Source organism: Pseudomonas sp. MH10 (assembly GCF_034353045.1).
Taxonomy (GTDB): Bacteria; Pseudomonadota; Gammaproteobacteria; order Pseudomonadales; family Pseudomonadaceae; genus Aquipseudomonas.
On sequence record NZ_CP133783.1, the window covers coordinates 2239624 to 2259558 of the forward strand.

General features: G+C 56.6%; 18 protein-coding genes. 1 reads left to right on the forward strand and 17 read right to left on the reverse strand.

All coding sequences use genetic code 11. The features are described 5' to 3' along the window. Positions 1–10: 10 nt before the first annotated feature. The 5 genes from surE to RHM59_RS10060 form a co-directional block, all read right to left on the reverse strand. Positions 11–760: a 5'/3'-nucleotidase SurE gene (gene surE, locus RHM59_RS10040; protein ID WP_322168099.1), complete on the reverse strand. Its 750-nt coding sequence runs from the start codon at positions 758–760 to the stop codon at positions 11–13. Then, on the reverse strand, positions 748–1806 hold the full coding sequence (gene truD, locus RHM59_RS10045) for a tRNA pseudouridine(13) synthase TruD (protein WP_322168098.1): 1059 nt from the start codon (positions 1804–1806) through the stop codon (positions 748–750). The genes surE and truD overlap by 13 nt, the downstream gene beginning before the upstream one ends. Further along, on the reverse strand, positions 1803–2276 hold the full coding sequence (ispF, locus tag RHM59_RS10050) for a 2-C-methyl-D-erythritol 2,4-cyclodiphosphate synthase (protein WP_322168097.1): 474 nt from the start codon (positions 2274–2276) through the stop codon (positions 1803–1805). Before ispF ends, truD begins: the two co-directional genes overlap by 4 nt. A gap of 52 nt (positions 2277–2328) precedes the next feature. Then, the gene (gene fghA / locus RHM59_RS10055) at positions 2329–3174 is read right to left on the reverse strand and encodes an S-formylglutathione hydrolase (RefSeq protein WP_322168096.1); all 846 of its coding nucleotides are present in this window, start codon (positions 3172–3174) and stop codon (positions 2329–2331) included. A gap of 98 nt (positions 3175–3272) precedes the next feature. After that, a complete protein-coding gene (locus RHM59_RS10060; RefSeq protein ID WP_322168095.1) occupies positions 3273–4385 on the reverse strand; it encodes an S-(hydroxymethyl)glutathione dehydrogenase/class III alcohol dehydrogenase in 1113 nt (370 codons plus the stop codon). Positions 4386–4490: 105 nt separating this feature from the next. Between RHM59_RS10060 and RHM59_RS10065 the strand changes: the two genes are divergently transcribed. After that, positions 4491–5405, forward strand: a complete 915-nt coding sequence (locus RHM59_RS10065; RefSeq protein WP_322286502.1) for a LysR substrate-binding domain-containing protein — start codon at positions 4491–4493, stop codon at positions 5403–5405. Position 5406: 1 nt separating this feature from the next. Here RHM59_RS10065 and ispD read toward each other — a convergent pair whose 3' ends face one another. From ispD to fabZ, 12 genes are all read right to left on the reverse strand, one after another. Next, entirely contained in the window at positions 5407–6108 is a 702-nt protein-coding gene (gene ispD, locus RHM59_RS10070; RefSeq protein WP_322168093.1) for a 2-C-methyl-D-erythritol 4-phosphate cytidylyltransferase, read from the reverse strand. After that, on the reverse strand, positions 6105–6383 hold the full coding sequence (gene ftsB, locus RHM59_RS10075; protein WP_322168092.1) for a cell division protein FtsB: 279 nt from the start codon (positions 6381–6383) through the stop codon (positions 6105–6107). The genes ispD and ftsB overlap by 4 nt, the downstream gene beginning before the upstream one ends. A 159-nt stretch (positions 6384–6542) precedes the next feature. Continuing rightward, on the reverse strand, positions 6543–7832 hold the full coding sequence (gene eno / locus RHM59_RS10080) for a phosphopyruvate hydratase (protein WP_322168091.1): 1290 nt from the start codon (positions 7830–7832) through the stop codon (positions 6543–6545). 167 nt (positions 7833–7999) lie between these two features. Beyond that, positions 8000–8845 carry a 3-deoxy-8-phosphooctulonate synthase gene (kdsA, locus tag RHM59_RS10085; protein ID WP_322286503.1) on the reverse strand — a complete coding sequence of 282 codons (846 nt, stop codon included), beginning with the start codon at positions 8843–8845 and terminating at the stop codon, positions 8000–8002. Between the two features lie 17 nt (positions 8846–8862). Then, positions 8863–10494 (reverse strand): CTP synthase, encoded by a 1632-nt coding sequence (locus RHM59_RS10090; protein ID WP_322286504.1) that lies wholly within the window; start codon positions 10492–10494, stop codon positions 8863–8865. Positions 10495–10761: 267 nt separating this feature from the next. After that, on the reverse strand, positions 10762–12120 hold the full coding sequence (gene tilS, locus RHM59_RS10095) for a tRNA lysidine(34) synthetase TilS (RefSeq protein ID WP_416195066.1): 1359 nt from the start codon (positions 12118–12120) through the stop codon (positions 10762–10764). A 77-nt stretch (positions 12121–12197) separates the two neighbouring features. Further along, complete coding sequence (locus tag RHM59_RS10100) at positions 12198–13145, reverse strand: acetyl-CoA carboxylase carboxyltransferase subunit alpha (protein ID WP_322168087.1); 948 nt, start codon at positions 13143–13145, stop codon at positions 12198–12200. Positions 13146–13281: 136 nt separating this feature from the next. Continuing rightward, positions 13282–16809: a DNA polymerase III subunit alpha gene (gene dnaE / locus RHM59_RS10105; RefSeq protein WP_322168086.1), complete on the reverse strand. Its 3528-nt coding sequence runs from the start codon at positions 16807–16809 to the stop codon at positions 13282–13284. A gap of 66 nt (positions 16810–16875) precedes the next feature. Then, on the reverse strand, positions 16876–17517 hold the full coding sequence (gene rnhB / locus RHM59_RS10110; protein WP_322168085.1) for a ribonuclease HII: 642 nt from the start codon (positions 17515–17517) through the stop codon (positions 16876–16878). A gap of 11 nt (positions 17518–17528) precedes the next feature. After that, positions 17529–18668, reverse strand: coding sequence for a lipid-A-disaccharide synthase (gene lpxB, locus RHM59_RS10115; RefSeq protein WP_322286506.1), 1140 nt, complete (start codon positions 18666–18668; stop codon positions 17529–17531). Between the two features lie 11 nt (positions 18669–18679). Beyond that, the gene (gene lpxA, locus RHM59_RS10120; protein ID WP_322168083.1) at positions 18680–19456 is read right to left on the reverse strand and encodes an acyl-ACP--UDP-N-acetylglucosamine O-acyltransferase; all 777 of its coding nucleotides are present in this window, start codon (positions 19454–19456) and stop codon (positions 18680–18682) included. Further along, entirely contained in the window at positions 19453–19893 is a 441-nt protein-coding gene (gene fabZ, locus RHM59_RS10125) for a 3-hydroxyacyl-ACP dehydratase FabZ (protein WP_322168082.1), read from the reverse strand. Before fabZ ends, lpxA begins: the two co-directional genes overlap by 4 nt. Positions 19894–19935: the final 42 nt, after the last annotated feature.

A 19935-nucleotide genomic window follows, 5' to 3' on the forward strand; every position in this document is an offset into this window, starting at 1 on the left:
TCTCGCGACATCAGCGCAGTCCCTCTAGCCAGCCATTTAGGCTGGTGAAACCATCCTGATAAGTACGGTCCAGTTGTAATGGGGTAATCGATACATAACCTTGCATGACAGCGTGAAAATCAGTGCCCGGACCTCCGTCTTCGGCGTCCCCAGCCACGGCAATCCAATATCCGACTCGTCCCCGTGGATCGACTACTTTGACCGGTGCCGCAGCGCGGGCGCGATGGCCTAACCGGGTCAATTGAATCCCGCGAATGTGCTCAAGCGGAAGATTCGGAATATTAACGTTCAGTACCGTACGCGGTGGTAAATCGAGCTGTTCATGCGCTTCGACCAGCAGCCGCGCAAAATGCGCCGCGGTTGGCAGGTTATCCACCTGACGCGATAACAACGAAAACGCAAAAGAAGGACGTTCGAGAAAACGCCCTTCCAGGGCGGCCGCCACGGTGCCGGAATACAGCACATCATCACCCAGGTTGGCGCCGAGATTAATCCCGGAAACAACCATGTCCGGTTGATGCTCCAGCAGCCCATTGAGGCCAAGGTGCACACAATCGGTAGGTGTTCCATTTACGCTGATAAAGCCATTGGTCAACGTATGAGGATGCAGCGGACGGTCTAGCGTCAGCGAGCTGCTTGCACCGCTTTTGTCTTGGTCAGGGGCAATGACAACGCACTCGCTATAGTCCGCCAGCGCAGCATGGAGCGCAGCAAGACCGGGCGCACTTACCCCATCATCGTTAGAAATCAGAATACGCATGAGCTGTCCGTTAGCCCCACCGGAACCAGGTCGACGAGTTCGCGCACCAGTACGGTGGCAAAGCATCCGGCCGGCAGGACGAATTCCAGTTGCAGAATGTCAGGCTCAGGATAATGCCACGTCAACCCGCCAATGGGCAGTCGCAGGATACGACGCTCGTGTTCCATGCCCGCTTTGATCAGCCAATCGCGCAAGGCTGGCTCGTCCGCCGCGATTGATTGCTCAAGAGCGCCCGTGACACCGGTGGCTGGCGAATCGCCCTCACCCCACTGCGGCCCGGTCGGGTGCAGGTCGAGAATCGCCAGACGCGGATCGCTGCACTCTGCTTCGCCAGCAGGAAAAAAACTGCGGCTGTCGGTAAACGCCAGTAGATCGCCGACTTGTGCTCGCTGCCAACTGCCGTCAGCCACGCGGGCCGCCAGCACTTTATTAAACAGATAGCTGCGCGCCGTCGACAGCAATCGGGAACGAACCGCGCGCTGTTCCGGCAGTGCCTGGCGAGCCGCGTAGTCTCGCGCCTCACCCACATTGCCGCCATCCCAACCGAAACGCTGGGCGCCGAAGTAATTCGGAACGCCATGAAGGGCGATCAATTCAAGCCGCGCCTGCAACGCCGCCTGGTCGCCCTGCAGCTGGGTCAAACGCAGTGTAAAACCATTTGCGGCATGAGCACCGCGTTGTAACTTGCGCTTATGGCGGCTCATCTTCAGGATTTTCAGCGTATCGTCCTGGGCCGCCGAAAGGTCGGGGTCGGCCTTGCCGGGCAATTGCACGCTGAACCATTGCCGGGTCAACGCTTGGCGATCCTTCAAACCCGCATAGCTGACAGTCCGCAGCGGCACACCGGCAGCACGCGCCAGACGACGTGCCGCTTCTTCAGTATTCAGTCCGCGCTTTTCAACCCACAACCATAAGTGTTCGCCATCACCCGACAGGGGAATATCCAACACTTCGTCGACCTGAAAATCCTCGGCCGTGGCCTTAAGCACCGCAGTACCTAACGCGTCGCCATACGCACGGGGTCCGAGCAATTCGAATTCAGTCATACCGAAAGCAACAAGGCGACGGCGTGAACCGCAATACCTTCTTCACGGCCAACAAAGCCGAGCTTTTCGGTGGTGGTAGCTTTTACGTTCACTTGATCCAACTCAACCTGAAGATCCGCGGCAATCAGCGCACGCATCGATTCAATATGCGGGGCCATTTTCGGCGCCTGGGCCACAATGGTGGCGTCGACATTACCGACTTTCCAGCCCTTGTTTTTGACCAACGCCATCACATGACGCAACAACGCACGGCTGTCCGCGCCCTTGAATTGCGGGTCGGTGTCCGGGAAATGTTTGCCGATATCGCCTAATGCTGCAGCACCGAGCAACGCGTCGCTGAGCGCATGCAACAGCACATCGCCATCGGAATGAGCGAGCAACCCGAAACCGTGCGCGATCCGCACGCCGCCCAAGGTAATGAAATCGCCTTCGGTAAACCGGTGCACATCATAGCCGTGGCCAATACGCATAAAAAAACGCCCCGAAAAAGTCAGGGCGTGATTCTACCTACTTTGTCGGACATTAACCGCTTAGAGCGACCGCATGATGCCGCAGGTGGTCTTCGATGAAGCTCGCGATGAAGAAATAGCTGTGGTCGTAGCCCGGCTGCATGCGCACCGTTAGCGGATGATCTGCGGATTTCGCCGCTTGCACCAATGCTTCAGGCTTGAGCTGATGGGCGAGAAAGTCATCACGATCGCCCTGATCAACGAGGATCGGCAGCTTTTCAGTGGCCTCGGCGATCAACGCACAGGCATCCCATTCGCGCCAGCGGGACCGCTCTTCCCCCAGATAACGGGAAAACGCTTTTTGACCCCACGCGCAATCTATCGGGTTGGTAATCGGCGAAAACGCTGAGACTGACTTATAACGACCCGGATTGCGCAACGCACACACCAGCGCCCCATGCCCACCCATGGAGTGACCGCTAATCCCGCGCACGTCCGAGGCCGGAAAATGCGCCTCGACCAATGCAGGCAGCTCGTTAACCACATAGTCATGCATCCGGTAATGCTTGGCCCACGGCTGCTGGGTTGCGTTCAGGTAGAAGCCCGCACCGAGACCGAAATCCCACGCACCGTCTGGATCGCCAGGTACGTCGGCGCCGCGCGGACTGGTATCCGGCGCCACGATAATCAAACCCAACTCGGCTGCAATTCGTTGCGCGCCGGCCTTGTGCATGAAGTTTTCATCGGTGCAGGTCAGTCCTGACAACCAATAGACCACTGGCAACTTGCCGCCCTGCTCAGCTTGAGGTGGCAGGTAAACGGCAAACACCATGTCGCAACCGAGCACCTCTGAGTGATGCTTGTAGCGTTTATGCCAGCCGCCGAAGCTTTTCTGGCAGGAAAGATTTTCTAGGGACAAGGGGGATTCTCCCAGCGGTAAGCTTCAAGCGATAAGCGGCAAGAGATGATGCGCAGTGCTCTTACTTGAGGCTTATAGCGTGAAGCTTGAAGCTGCTATTAGAAATGTATGACTGTTCGAATGCTTTTACCTTCATGCATCAGGTCAAACGCCTTGTTGATGTCTTCAAGGCCCATGGTGTGGGTGATGAAGGTATCCAGCGGGATTTCGCCGCTCTGCGCCATTTCTACATAGCTTGGCAACTCGGTGCGACCGCGTACGCCGCCAAATGCCGAACCGCGCCACACGCGCCCGGTAACCAATTGGAAGGGACGCGTGGAGATTTCCTGACCGGCACCCGCCACACCGATGATCACCGACTCGCCCCACCCTTTGTGGCAGCACTCAAGCGCTGCGCGCATCAGTTGCACGTTACCGATACATTCGAAGGAGAAATCCACGCCGCCATCAGTGAGGTCAACAATCACTTCCTGGATAGGTCGATCGTAGTCTTTCGGGTTGATGCAGTCGGTGGCCCCCAGTTGTTTGGCAATGTCGAATTTGCCTGGGTTGATGTCGATGGCGATGATCCGGCCGGCCTTAGCTTTTACTGCACCAATGAGTGCCGACAAGCCAATGCCGCCCAAGCCAAAGATTGCCACGGTATCGCCGGGCTTGACCTTGGCGGTGTTGATGACAGCGCCGATCCCGGTGGTGACGCCGCAGCCGAGCAGGCAGACTTTTTCAAGAGGCGCATCTTTGGAGATCTTGGCCACCGATATCTCTGGAAGCACCGTGTATTCAGAGAACGTCGAGGTGCCCATGTAATGGAAAATCGTCTGCCCTTCGTAGGAAAAGCGCGACGTACTGTCCGGCATCAAGCCCTTGCCCTGGGTGGCGCGAATGGCTTGGCAGAGGTTGGTCTTGCCCGACAAACAGTATTTGCATTGGCGGCATTCAGGGGTGTACAGCGGAATAACGTGATCGCCGACAGCGACCGAGGTCACGCCTTCGCCGACGGCTTCAACGATTGCGCCGCCTTCGTGGCCAAGAATCGATGGAAAGATGCCTTCCGGGTCTGCGCCGGACAGCGTGTAGGCGTCCGTATGGCAAACGCCGGAAGCGACGACCCGAAGCAGCACTTCACCAGCCTTTGGCATCGCGACATCGACTTCAACGATTTCGAGCGGTTTCTTGGCCTCAAAGGCAACGGCGGCACGTGACTTGATCATCAGTTTTTCTCCATCGAGTAAATACAAGCGTTGGAGTGTAATACAGTGCTGTTTGCGGAATAATCCGACCGAAAGCAAAACATTATTGCTGCACAGGGATAATCAATGATCGCCAACCGCTGGGAAGGGCTGGATGAATTCGTCGCCGTCGCCGAATGCGGACAGTTCACTGCCGCCGCTGAGCGTATGGGCGTTTCCTCATCGCACATCAGTCGTCAAATCGTTCGGCTTGAGGAACGACTGCAAACACGCCTGCTCTACCGCAGTACCCGACGGGTGACCCTGACCGAAGCCGGACAAACCTTTTTACAACATTGCCAACGCTTGCAGGATGGCCGCGAGGAAGCACTGCGAGCGGTCGGCGATTTGGCGAGCGAACCCAAAGGCCTGCTGCGCATGACCTGTGCGGTGGCGTATGGAGAGCGGTTTGTCGCGCCGCTGGTGACTGAATTCATGGGCCTCTACCCGCAACTCCGGGTCGACATAGAACTAAGTAATCGCACCCTAGATCTGGTTCACGAAGGACTCGATCTGGCCATTCGCCTGGGTCGACTGCAAGACTCGCGATTGGTTGCCACTCGTTTGGCGCCGCGCCGCATGTACCTGTGCGCATCGCCTTCCTACCTTGAGCGCTACGGGCGACCGCACAGTTTGTCCGAGTTAAGTCGCCACAATTGCCTGATCGGCAGCACCGACAGTTGGTTGCTGCAACAAAACGGGCGGGAGTTTTCGCAACGGGTACAGGGCAACTGGCGCTGCAATAGTGGCCAAGCCGTGCTGGATGCGGCATTACAAGGAATTGGGTTGTGTCAGTTGCCGGACTATTACGTGCTTGAACATTTAAACAGTGGCGCGCTGGTTCCCTTGCTGGATGCGCATCAGCCTCCGAACACGGCCGTCTGGGCGCTGTATCCGCAACAACGGCACCTGTCACCCAAGGTTAGAAAACTGGTAGAACACCTTAAAGCCGGCCTAGCCCTGAGAAAGGAATATTGCGAGCCCGCCACACTCAGCGTTTAACTTAGAATTTACGGCGCTGGCGCAGCCATTCAAGGTCCTCAGGACGGGTGACCTTGATGTTGTCGGAGCGGCCTTCGATCAATCGGGGGGACTGACCAGACCATTCCATGGCAGACGCTTCATCGGTAATGCTGACCTCCGACACCAGGCTGTCGGCCAAGGCTCGATGCAGGGCGCCAAGGCGGAACATCTGCGGCGTGTAAGCCAGCCAGATAAAACTGCGATCTACCGTTTCTGTGACGCGACCACGGCTGTCGGCGCGTTTCAAGGTATCGCGGGCGGGAACGGCCAGCAGGCCGCCCACCGGATCATCAGCCAATTCGGACAGCAGCTTGTTCAAATCCCCACGCGACAGGTTCGGGCGCGCAGCATCGTGAACCAACACCCAATCGTCGTCATGGGCACCGTTCGCGTGCAACAGCAGCAATGCATTGAGTACCGAATCTGCCCTTTCCTTTCCGCCCGCCGCGCGCTGAATTCGTGGGTCTGCCGCGCAGGCCAAGGTTGGCCAGTAAGGATCATCCACAGCCAAACTGATCACCAGGCCCAAGAGTTGGGGGTGATCGAGAAAACAAGCGAGGCTGTGTTCAAGAATAGTGAGGCCGCCCAGCTGCAAATACTGCTTGGGACGGTCTGCCGCCATGCGAGCGCCAATACCGGCAGCGGGAATAATTGCCCAGAAGGCAGGCAAAGCGGAAATCATTGGGCCAACTGATAGAGAGTTTCGCCGTCTTTAACCATGCCGAGTTCATGGCGAGCACGTTCTTCAACGGTCTCCATGCCTTTTTTCAGCTCCAACACTTCCGCGTCGAGAATACGGTTACGTTCGAGCAAAGCATCGTTTTCCGCATGCTGATCAGCAATTTGCTGAGACAGACTGGCCACTTGCGCCAAGCTTCCATTACCCACCCACAAGCGGTACTGCAGGCCAGCCAGCAGCAGGAGCAAGATCAGGAACAACCAGTTAGGACTGCGCATGGAATATCAGGTACTCAGTGGAAAAAGACAGCGGTGCCGACACATTAAAGCAGTGAGGGCATCGAACCCGATAGCCGGGTCCGATCACTCATATACGGACAGAATCGTCGGTTAATCGACTTTTCGTATTGTGCCCGTCGTCTTTTTACCATCTCCAGCTCAGCCGCGAAACTCGCTGCGACCGTTGTATACAGCTTTGGCGCCCAATTGCTCTTCGATACGCAGCAATTGGTTGTACTTGGCGATGCGATCGGAACGGCTCAGCGAGCCAGTTTTGATCTGACCCGCTGCAGTACCGACCGCCAGGTCAGCAATGGTCGAATCTTCAGTTTCGCCGGAACGGTGCGAGATGATCGCCGTATACCCTGCTGCTTTAGCCATCTGAATGGCTTCCAGCGTTTCGGTGAGGGTGCCGATCTGGTTGAACTTGATCAGGATCGAGTTGGCGATCTTTTTATCGATGCCTTCTTTCAGGATCTTGGTGTTGGTCACGAACAGGTCGTCGCCCACCAATTGAATTTTTTCGCCGATCTTGTCGGTAAGGACTTTCCAGCCAGCCCAGTCGGACTCGTCCAGACCGTCTTCAATGGAGATGATCGGGTAACGCTCGGTCAGGCCCTTGAGGTAGTCGGCAAAGCCTTCGGAGGTAAACACTTGGCTTTCGCCGGACAAGTTGTATTTGCCGTCTTCGTAGAATTCGCTGGCCGCGCAATCCAATGCGAGAGTCACGTCGGTGCCAAGATTGTAACCGGCGTTAGCCACAGCTTCCGAGATGACTTTCAACGCGTCTTCATTAGACGCCAGGTTAGGCGCAAAACCGCCTTCATCACCCACCGCAGTGTTCAAGCCACGAGCCTTGAGCACAGCTTTGAGGTGGTGGAAAATTTCGGTGCCCATTCGCAACGCTTCCGAGAACGTCTTGGCGCCAACCGGCTGCACCATGAATTCCTGGATATCGATGTTGTTATCGGCATGCTCGCCACCGTTGATGATGTTCATCATTGGGACGGGCATGGAATAAACACCGGGGGTGCCGTTGAGGTTAGCGATGTGAGCGTACAGCGGCAAGTCCTGATCCTGAGCTGCGGCTTTGGCAGCGGCCAAGGACACAGCGAGGATCGCGTTGGCGCCCAGACTGCCTTTGTTTTCAGTACCGTCCAGGGCAATCATGGCGCGATCAAGCGCCTGCTGGTCCACCGGGTCTTTGCCCATCAACAGGGCACGGATCGGACCATTGATATTGGCCACGGCCTTGAGAACACCTTTACCCAAGTAACGGCTCTTGTCGCCATCACGCAGCTCAAGCGCTTCACGCGAGCCAGTGGAAGCACCGGACGGCGCGCACGCACTGCCGATGATGCCGTTATCGAGGAGCACGTCCGCTTCCACGGTGGGATTACCACGGGAGTCGAGAACTTCACGACCTTTGATGTCGACGATTTTTGCCATTGTTGTAAACACTCCAGGATTGACGAAGACGACGCAGCTGAAAATATTGATGGCACCGTCAGTGCGTATGCAGCGGGCAGCTCTGACTGACGATAACCCTCTGACCATCGACCAGAGAAATAGTGTGCGGCACTTTACCGAACGGCACTCTACCGGAGAAGCCGCTGTTAAGCGGTTTCTACCGTCGGAAAACTTTTTACCAGGTCATCCAGTGCTTTCAACTGAGTCAGGAATGGCTCGAGTTTGTCCAGACGCAAAGCGCAGGGACCGTCGCACTTGGCGTTATCCGGATCCGGATGCGCCTCAAGGAATAACCCTGCCAAGCTCTGACTCAAGCCAGCCTTGGCCAGATCGAGCACCTGAGCCCGACGACCACCGGCAGAGTCCGAACGACCGCCCGGCATTTGCAGGGCGTGGGTCACGTCGAAAAACACCGGGTATTGAAACTGCTTCATGATGCCGAAGCCGAGCATGTCCACCACCAGGTTGTTGTACCCGAAGCTGGAGCCACGCTCGCACAGGATCAATTGGTCATTCCCGGCTTCTTCGCACTTGTTCAGGATGTGTTTCATTTCCTGAGGCGCGAGAAACTGGGCTTTCTTGATGTTGATCACCGCGCCGGTCTTGGCCATGGCAACCACAAGATCGGTCTGCCGCGACAAAAATGCAGGCAACTGAATGATGTCGCAGATTTCAGCCACCACCGCCGCTTGCTCCGGCTCATGCACGTCGGTAATCAGCGGCACGCCGAAGGTCTTCTTAACTTCCTCGAAAATCCGCATACCCTGTTCCAGACCAGGGCCACGGTAAGAGGTCACGGACGAACGATTGGCCTTGTCGAAGCTGGCCTTGAAGACATACGGAATGCCCAGTTTTTCGGTCGCCCGGACATAGGCCTCACAGACCTGCATCGCCATGTCCCGGGATTCCAGCACGTTCATGCCGCCAAACAACACGAACGGCTTGTCGTTGGCGATCTCGATTGAGCCTACACGGATGATCTTCTGCGACATGCTGTTCATATTCCGGCTTAGGCCTTCTTCTGGTGTTGGGTCAGTGCCGCCTTCACGAAACCGCTGAACAACGGATGGCCGTCGCGCGGTGTCGATGTGAACTCAGGGTGGAACTGGCACGCCACAAACCATGGATGATCCGGCGCCTCGATCACTTCAACCAGCGCACCATCACCAGAACGACCGGAAATTTTCAGACCGGCTTCGATTAGGCTTGGCAGCAGGTTGTTGTTCACTTCGTAACGATGGCGATGACGCTCGACAATGACGTCTTTGGCATAGCAATCGTGGACCAGCGAACCGGGTGCAAGCTGGCAATCCTGTGCGCCCAGGCGCATGGTGCCGCCCAAGTCGGAGGTTTCAGTACGAACTTCAACAGCCCCGGTCGCGTCTTCCCACTCGGTGATCAGACCGACGACCGGGTGGCCGCTGGCGCGATCAAACTCAGTGGAGTTAGCGTCTTTCCAACCCAGCACGTTGCGAGCGAACTCAATAACGGCCACTTGCATGCCTAGGCAGATACCCAGGTACGGCACTTTATTTTCACGAGCGAACTGGACGGCAGTGATCTTGCCTTCAACGCCACGCAGACCGAAGCCGCCGGGCACGAGAATCGCGTCACACCCTTCAAGCAAGGCAGTGCCTTGGTTTTCGATGTCTTCGGAATCGATGTAGCGCAGATTGACCTTGGTGCGATTGGTGATGCCGGCGTGACTCATCGCTTCGATCAGCGATTTGTAAGCGTCGAGCAACTCCATGTATTTGCCAACCATGGCGATGGTGACTTCATGCTCAGGATGGAGCTTGGCATCGACCACTTTTTCCCACTCGGACAAATCGGCACCGCCACACTGCAAGCCGAAACGCTCAACGACGAAATCATCCAGACCCTGGGCGTGCAATACCGCCGGGATCTTGTAGATGGTGTCGACGTCTTCCAGGGAAATAACCGCGCGCTCTTCAACGTTGGTGAACAACGCAATTTTGCGACGTGAGGAAATATCGATAGGGTGATCGGAGCGGCAAATCAGCACATCAGGCTGCAAACCGATGGAACGCAGCTCTTTTACCGAATGCTGGGTAGGCTTGGTTTTGGTTTCACCGGCCGTGGCGATGTAAGGCACCAGCGTCAAGTGAATCAACATGGCGCGTTTGGCACCGACTTCAACGCGCAATTGGCGAATAGCTTCCAGGAACGGTTGCGATTCGATGTCGCCCACAGTCCCACCGATCTCGACCATGGCGACATCAGCATCGCCTGCGCCCTTGATGATCCGGCGCTTGATTTCGTCGGTGATGTGCGGAATCACCTGGATGGTTGCGCCCAGATAATCACCACGGCGCTCTTTGCGCAGGACGTGTTCGTACACACGGCCAGTCGTGAAGTTGTTGTTCTGGGTCATGGTAGTGCGGATAAACCGCTCGTAGTGGCCCAAGTCCAGGTCAGTTTCAGCGCCGTCATGGGTGACGAACACTTCACCGTGCTGGAATGGGCTCATGGTGCCCGGGTCCACGTTGATGTAGGGGTCCAGCTTCAGCATGGTGACCTTAAGTCCCCGCGCCTCCAGGATGGCCGCCAATGAAGCTGCGGCGATGCCTTTCCCCAATGAAGAAACAACACCGCCCGTGACGAAGATGTAGCGCGTCATGAAAAACCCTAGAAGTCTGCGTTAAAGCGGTCAGAGCCGCCGGGGAAAGCGAATGAAGGCCGAAGCCCGCAATTACCAAAAGATCTCACAGTGCACTCCTGAAAATTGCTGCGTTGGGACCGGCAGACTGAAAAAGCCTGTCTGTTGCTCGCTACATTTTTGAGAATCGCCCAGCAAAACAGCCTGGTAATTGGCAACTTCCGTCAATTCAGAAGAATCCACAGAAGCTCTATCAAGAAGGGAGCGTAGTCTACCGGAAACGGCCTTTCAGCTCAAACTTTGGTCGTTCGTCGGTGCGATCCAGTGCAATTGCCAGTCGCCACGGGCTGTGCCGTCCAATCCTGGCAGGTTGGCAACCGCCAATAATTGGTCTGCGTGATACAACAATGGCAAACGAGCTCGTGCAAAAACTGGCAGACCGCTCTCATTCAGCAGTCGTTTCAGATCACGATGCCCTCGATCCGGCAATTGCATGATTTCCCCGCCTTGGCGATAACGCACCTGAAACTCACCTGCTGGAACTTCGCCGCTGAATTCAAGCCAACCATTGCTCGCTAGCGCCAGCATTTGTTTAGAGTCACGCCAGGCTGTTGTCGCAGCCAGTGGCTGTAACCAAGCAGTAGGTAGCCACCAGATTCGGTGTTCGGCGCGATGCAGCTCACCGTCGGCCAACCGCCAAATGGGCTGCGAACCCTCGCGGGCGTCGCGCAAGCTGTCCCAGCCAACCCAATGATCGCTGTCCGGCAGGCGCGTCAGATCCGCGAGCCAGTGTCGTAAGGCGTTGCGCTGACGTGACAGGGAAAGATGCTTGAGCGGCGCCAGGGCCAACGATGGCAACCCGAGCCAAGGGAATGCCGTGGGCGTCTCAGCGCTGGAAAGATCCTGCACCGCCAATTCGTTGAGCAGTCCTTGAGCCTCGGCCAGACGACCGGCAGCCTTCGCCATATTCGCCGACGCTTGAGGCCAGCGATCCACGAGTAACGGCATAACCTGTCGGCGCAGATAATTTCGAGAGAACTCGCTGTCGGCATTGCTTGGGTCTTCCACCCAGCGCAACGAGTGCTCGGCGGCGTAGGCCTCCAGCGCAGACCGCGAGATATTCAGCAGCGGCCGCGACATCAGGCCCTTACCCAACGCGCGCTGTTCAGGCATCGCCGCCAAACCCCGCACCCCTGCTCCACGCAGTAGCCGAAATAACAACGTCTCTGCTTGATCGTCACGGTGCTGGGCAGTGAACAACACCTCGTCTGATTCCAGCAACTGATTGAACGCCGCGTAACGCGCCTCACGGGCAGCACGCTCGATGCTGGCGCCGGGTTTCACTTCAACTCGAATCACCCGCAGTGGCAGGCCCAGCGCGCTGCATATCGCAGCACAATGTTCCGGCCACTCATCTGCCGCAGCCTGAAGGCCATGATGAATGTGAATTGCGGACAAAGGAGGCAATGTTTCGCGGGTCGCGAGATCAGCCAGGAGATGCAGAAGGACCGTGGAGTCCAACCCTCCCGAGAACGCGATGCGCCATGCAGGTGCTCGGAACCATGGGGCTAACGCGCTGAGAAGATGGTCACGTAGATCTAGTTTCAAGGCAAGCAACCCTGAGCCAACTTGTTGGCGATGTAGCATGCCTGACACACCGCATCATGGCTCTCGCCAACAAGTTGCTCCTACAGATTGGATTGGTGAAGACGTTGAGGCTCCAATCAGAGACCGTAGCTCATCAGACGCTCGTAACGACGAGCCAACAGCGCGTCGGTATCAAACGTCTTGAGCATCGCCAACTGGCTGCTCAATTCCTTGCGGATCGAAGCGGCAGCAGTCGCCGGGTCACGATGGGCGCCACCCAAAGGTTCGCCAATGACTTTATCGACAATACCCAGACCTTTCAGACGGTCAGCCGTAATACCCATGGCTTCGGCCGCATCAGGTGCTTTGTCGGCGGTTTTCCACAGAATCGAGGCGCAACCTTCCGGCGAGATGACCGCGTACGTTGAATACTGCAGCATGTTCAATTGATCGCAGACACCAATGGCCAATGCACCGCCAGATCCACCTTCACCAATCACGGTAGCGATGATCGGCGTTTTAAGACGAGCCATCACCCGCAAGTTCCAGGCAATTGCTTCGCTCTGGTTACGCTCTTCGGCATCGATGCCCGGGTAAGCGCCCGGCGTATCGATGAACGTCAGGATCGGCATTTTGAAGCGCTCGGCCATTTCCATCAGACGGCAGGCTTTGCGGTAGCCTTCAGGCCGTGGCATGCCAAAGTTGCGACGAACTTTCTCACGCACTTCGCGGCCTTTCTGGTGGCCGATAATCATTACTGGCTGGTCATCAAGACGCGCAACACCACCGACAATGGCAGCGTCGTCGGAGAAGTGCCGATCACCGTGCAGCTCGTCGAACTCAGTAAAGATGTGCTCGATGTAGTCCAGGGTGTAAGGACGACGTGGATGACGCGCCATGCGCGCGATCTGCCAACTGGTCAAGTTGCCGAAAATGCTTTCGGTGAGCGTATTGCTCTTCTCCTGCAGACGGGAAATTTCGTCGCCGATGTTTAGCGAGTTGTCATTACCGACCAAGCGCAATTCTTCGATCTTGGCTTGAAGGTCAGCGATCGGCTGTTCGAAATCGAGAAAATTCGGGTTCATAGGCATCCGTCTTGGGTCGACGGCCAAGGGGCCGGCCGGTTGATCCGTGTGCGCCATACCTTACGGGAACAGGCGCATCCAGGTCGAGATTAAAAATTATGGTTGAGCGCAGGCCGGATTGACAGGCCCGCACTATTCAACGGTATTGCAGGAAGACGTTCTCACGTCCGAACTGGTCACGCAGCGCTTGAATCAAGCTGTCGGCCGGATCGATTCGCCAGGCCTCGCCAAACTGCAGCAACGCCTTCGCATCCATCCCGGTGTAGTCGAGGGTAATCGGACAGGCTCCACGATGACGCTTGCACAATTCTCCCAGCCATTTGAGCCGATCGCCCTTGAGCGCGTCCGCATGAATTTTCAGGCGCAAGCTTTCAGCAAGATTAGTCCGTGCATCTTCAAGACTCATCACCCGCTTGGCCCGCAAGCGCAGGCCGCCTGAAAAGTCGTCATTGCTGACCTCGCCTTCGACCACCACCATCGCATCGGTCTGCAATAACGATTGTGCGGAATGGAAAGCCTCGGCAAACAGCGACGCTTCAATTCGCCCCGAACGGTCATCAAGGGTAATGAAGCCCATTTTGTCGCCCTTTTTGTTCTTCATGACCCGCAATGCAATGATCAAACCGGCAACGGTTTGCGTGTCGCGGGCAGGCTTCAAATCAATGATGCGTTGACGAGCGAAACGGCGAATTTCGCCTTCGTACTCGTCTATGGGGTGCCCTGTCAGGTACAAGCCCAAGGTTTCTTTTTCACCGCGCAAACGGTCTTTGAGGCTCAACTCCTTGGCCTTGCGATGGTTCGCATAAACGTCGGCATCGGCTTCAACGAACAAACCGCCAAACAGATCCGAGTGCCCGCTGTCGTGACTGCGCGCGGTTTGTTCCGCGGCCTGGATGGCTTCTTCCAGCGCCGCCAATAGCACCGAGCGGTTGCGGTCAAGGTTGGCCTGATAGGTTTTGACGTCTACGTTGTCTTCAAAATACGGCCCCAAGCGATCCAGCGCACCACTGCGGATCAAGCCATCGAGGGTCCGCTTGTTGATACGCTTGAGGTCTACCCGCGCGCAAAAATCGAACAGATCCTTGAATGGCCCGGCTTGACGTGACTCGGTGATCGCTTCCACCGGGCCTTCGCCCACGCCCTTGATAGCGCCCAGCCCGTACAAAATTCGGCCATCATCGCTAACCGTGAATTTGTATTCCGAGGTATTTACGTCCGGGGATTCGAGGCGCAATTTCATGTTGCGCACTTCTTCGATCAAGGTCACAACCTTGTCGGTGTTGTGCATGTCGGCCGACAGCACGGCGGCCATGAACGGCGCCGGGTAGTGGGTTTTCAGCCATGCGGTCTGATACGACACCAGTCCGTACGCGGCCGAGTGAGACTTGTTGAAACCATAACCGGCGAACTTTTCCACCAGGTCGAAAATGTTACCGGCCAGGTCCGCGTCGATGTTGTTGTTCTTACAGCCCTCAATGAAACCACCACGTTGTTTGGCCATCTCTTCGGGCTTTTTCTTACCCATGGCCCGACGCAACATATCGGCGCCGCCAAGGGTATAGCCGGCCATAACCTGGGCGATCTGCATAACCTGTTCTTGATACAGGATGATGCCGTAAGTCGGCGCCAGCACCGGTTTGAGACCTTCGTACTGATAATCAACGTGGGGATACGACAGCTCTGCCCGACCGTGCTTACGGTTGATAAAGTCATCTACCATGCCTGATTGCAGTGGGCCGGGGCGGAACAGCGCTACCAGGGCGATCAAATCTTCCAGGCAGTCGGGCTTGAGCTTTTTGATCAGCTCCTTCATGCCGCGCGACTCAAGCTGGAACACCGCAGTAGTTTCAGCCTTTTGCAGCAATTGGTAAGTCGGCTTGTCGTCCAGCGGGATAAATGCAATATCCAGCGGCGGCTCGTCGACCTTGGCGCGCTCGCGGTTAATCGTTTTCAGCGCCCAATCGATGATGGTCAGAGTCCGCAGACCGAGGAAGTCGAACTTCACCAGCCCTGCAGCCTCGACGTCATCCTTGTCGAATTGGGTCACCAGGCCGTCGCCCAGCTCATCGCAATAGATCGGCGAGAAGTCAGTCAGTTTGGTCGGCGCAATCACCACCCCGCCAGCGTGCTTGCCGACGTTGCGCACGATGCCCTCAAGCTTGCGGGCCATCTCCCAGATTTCAGCGGCCTCTTCATCGATCTTGATGAAGTCGCGCAGGATCTCTTCCTGCTCGTAGGCTTTTTCCAGCGTCATGCCGACTTCGAACGGGATCATTTTCGACAGGCGATCCGCCAAGCCGTAGGACTTGCCCTGCACCCGCGCGACGTCGCGTATCACAGCCTTGGCGGCCATTGAACCGAAGGTAATGATCTGGCTGACCGCGTTGCGCCCGTACTTCTGCGCCACGTACTCAATAACCCGGTCGCGACCGTCCATGCAGAAATCGACGTCGAAGTCGGGCATGGATACCCGTTCCGGGTTCAAGAACCGTTCGAACAGCAGGTCGTATTCCAGCGGGTCGAGGTCTGTAATTTTCTGAACGTAAGCTACCAGCGAACCCGCACCCGACCCACGGCCTGGACCTACCGGGACGCCGTTGCTTTTGGCCCACTGTATGAAGTCCATTACGATCAGAAAGTAACCGGGAAAGCCCATCTGGATAATGATATCCAGCTCGAAGTTCAGCCGGTCAATGTAGACCTGACGCTTGGCGTCGTAATCCTCGGTGGTGTCCTTTGGCATTAATACCGAAAGACGGTCTTCAAGACCATCGAACGACACTTTGCGAAAGTACTCGTCGATGGTCAGGCCATCGGGAATCGGGAAGTTAGGCAGAAAGTGCTGGCCAAGCTTTACGTCGATATTGCAGCGCTTGGCGATTTCAACGGTGTTTGCCAGTGCCTCAGGCAAATCACTGAACAGCTCGCCCATTTCCGCTGCGGTCTTGAGGTATTGCTGATCGCTGTAGTTATGTGAACGACGCGGATCATCAAGCGCCCGGCCTTCGCCAATGCAAACTCGGGTTTCATGGGCCTCGAAGTCTTCCTGCTTGATGAAGCGCACATCGTTGGTGGCCACCAGCGGCGCACCCAGCCGATCAGCCAAGGAGACGGCTGCGTGCAAATGTTCTTCGTCATTGGGCCGGTTGGTGCGCTGCACTTCGACATAAAAACGGTCAGGGAATACCGCCATCCAATCACGCAGCAATTGCTCGGCTTCACCGGGGTTTCCGGCGAGCAAGGCCATGCCAATCTCGCCTTCTTTGGCTGCCGACAGCGCGATCAAGCCTTCACTGGCCTGCGCGACCCATTCACGCTCGATGATCACTTGACCGTTGCGCTGGCCATCGATAAAGCCACGGGAAATCAATTCGGTCAGGTTACGGTAACCCTTGGCATTCATCACCAACAGGCTGATCCGGCTCAGCCCGGCGTCTTCATCCTTGTTGGACAACCACAAATCCGCGCCGCAGATCGGCTTAATACCTGCGCCCATGGCCGCTTTGTAGAATTTGACCAGCGAACACATGTTGTTCTGATCGGTCACAGCCACGGCTGGCATATTCATGCTGCCCAAGGTCTTGACCAAGGGTTTGACCCGGACCAAACCATCGACCAGAGAATATTCAGTGTGCAGGCGTAGATGAACGAAAGAAGCCGGCATGTTGATCCTATAGCGCGAAATACAAAAAAACGAAGGCCGGGATTGTACTGGGCCTTGGTTAAAACATCAGCCCGGCGCGAAGATTGAAAGCGGACTTTGCAGCATCATGGCTTGAGCTTCGTATGCCGCCCGCACGGGAGCAAACGAACGACGATGGATCGGGGTCGGCCCCAAGCGCGCCAGTGCTTCAAGATGAACGGGGGTCGGATAACCTTTGTGAGCACCCATCCCATAGCCAGGATAAATCAGTTCGAATGCTGCCATTTCCCGGTCCCGGCTGACTTTGGCCAGGATCGAAGCTGCTGCGATGGCCGGTACCGATGCGTCGCCCTGAATAACCGAGGCACTGGGCACTGACAATTGTGGACAGCGATTGCCGTCGATCAACGCCAGCTTCGGAATAATAATCAGCCCTTCGACGGCGCGCTTCATCGCCAACATCGTGGCATGGAGAATGTTCAGCTCGTCGATTTCCTCTACTTCTGCCCGGGCGATAAACCAGCACAAGGCTTTTTCACAGATTTCGTCGTAGAGCTTTTCACGGCGAGCTTCGGTGAGTTTTTTCGAATCGTTGAGGCCCAGAATCGGTCTGCGCGGATCAAGAATCACGGCAGCCGTCACTACAGCACCACAGAGCGGACCGCGACCGACTTCGTCGACACCGGCAACCAGTTCTTCGACCAGATTAAAGTCCAAACCCATTTGCATTTATAACCTACTCACTGTGAAGGCGATTGGCCCAGCAACCCGAGCACCGCCTCGGCGGCCTGGTTGGAGGCATCGCGGCGTAAGGTCCGGTGAATTTCATCGAAGCCTGCCGTCTGCACTTCGCCACTTTCAAGCAGCGGCAACAAGGTTTGCGCGAGGGTCTCGGCTGTCGCAGCTTCCTGCAATAACTCCGGGACCAGCAAACGTTGGGCAAGCAAGTTCGGCAACGAGACGTAAGGGCTTTTCACCAAACGCTTGAGTATCCAAAAGGTAATCGGTGCCAGACGATAGGCAACGACCATTGGTCGTTTGTACAGCAGCGCTTCGAGTGTCGCGGTGCCTGAGGCGATCAACACCGCATCGCAGGCAGCGAGTGCAAGGTGCGACTGACCGTCGAGCAACAGAATGGGTAGGTTGCGCCCTTGCAGCAACGCCTCGATCTGAATACGCCGTTGGGGGCTCGCGCAGGGCAGCACAAACCTGATACCAGGGCGCAGAACCATCAGCCGCTCGGCGGCATCGAAAAACAGGCCGCCCAGCTTACCGACTTCACCGCCCCGGCTGCCCGGCATCAGCGCGATCACTACGCCAGCGGGCAGGCCCAAAGTTGCTCGGGCCGCCGCGCGATCAGATTTTAGGGGGATGGTGTCAGCCAATGGATGACCGACAAACCGCACCGGCACGCCCTTCTCTTCGTAGAAACGCGCTTCGAACGGCAGCAGCGTCAGCATCAAATCGCAGCCTTCGCGAATTTTCAATACACGCTTTTGACGCCACGCCCACACTGACGGGCTGACGTAATGCACGGTCTTAATCCCGGCACGACGCAACTTTAGTTCGATGTCGAGGTTGAAGTCCGGGGCGTCGATGCCGATGAACACGTCGGGCTTTTCGCTGATGAGCGTTTGAATGAGCTGCTTACGCTTAGCCAGCAGCTCCCTGAGTCGGCCAAGCACCTCGACCAACCCCATCACCGACAACCGCTCCATCGGGAAGTAGGACACCAGCCCCTCGGCCTCCATCAGCGGACCACCGACGCCGACGAATTCTACATCGGGGTGACGCGCCTTGAGCGCACGCATCAAGCCCGAGCCAAGAATATCGCCGGACGCTTCGCCCGCAACCAGCGCAACACGCAGTGCCTTGGTCATCAACGAATTCATTAGCGGGTTATGCCACGGGTCGACGTTTGGATGGACTCAAGAAATATTGCAACTTCGGGAAACAGTGCAGCGGGCTCGGCCAACTCAGCAATAGCCTGGTCGACTGTCAGGCTTTGGCGATAGACGACCTTGTAGGCTCGGCGTAGCGCGTGAATAGCCTCTTCACTGAACCCACGACGGCGCATGCCTTCGAAGTTCATGCTCCGCGCCTGCGCAGGGTTGCCGAACACTGTAACGAACGCAGGAACATCCTTGCCAATTGCGGTGCCCATGCCGGAAAAGCTGTGGGCGCCAATATGGCAAAACTGATGCACCAGTGTGAAACCGGACAGGATCGCCCAATCGTCAACATGTACATGACCCGCCAATGCAGTGTTGTTGACCAGGATGCAGTGGTTACCAATAACGCTGTCGTGGCCAATGTGCGCGTAGGCCATGATCAGGTTGTGATCACCCAGCGTGGTCTCTGCGCGGTCTTGAATCGTTCCGCGATGGATCGTCACGCCTTCACGAATGACGTTGTGGTCACCAATGACCAGGCGCGTCTCTTCGCCTTTGTATTTAAGATCGGGCGTGTCCTCACCTATCGATGAAAACTGATAGATATGGTTGTGTTTGCCGATCTTCGTAGGGCCTTTGAGAATCACATGCGGCCCAACGATTGTACCCTCGCCAATTTCCACACCAGGTCCGACGATCGACCAAGGGCCGACCTCTACGTCGTCGGCCAGAATGGCCGTCGGATCGATGATTGCGCGAGAGTCAATCAAACTCATAGTTTACGTTCCGCGCAGATGATTTCTGCGGAGCAAACCGGCTTGCCGTCGACCGAAGCCTGGCATTGAAACTTCCAGATCTGACGCTTGCAACTGATGAACGTAGCTTCAAGGATCAACTGATCGCCCGGCAAGACTGGCTGACGGAATCGCAGTTTGTCAGAGCCGACGAAATAATAAAGCGTGCCGTCGGATGGCTTCACATCGAGCATTTTAAAACCGAGGATGCCGGCAGCTTGGGCCATCGCTTCGATGATCAATACGCCCGGCATGATTGGATGCTGGGGAAAGTGACCGTTGAAAAAAGGCTCGTTGATGCTGACATTCTTGTAGGCACGAATGCTTTTGGCCTCGACATTCAACTCGACTACCCGGTCCACCAACAGGAACGGGTAACGGTGAGGCAGGTATTCGCGAATCTCGTTGATGTCCATCATTTCGGGGGGAAGCCTGTAGTAAAGATGAGGAGTGCGCGACTA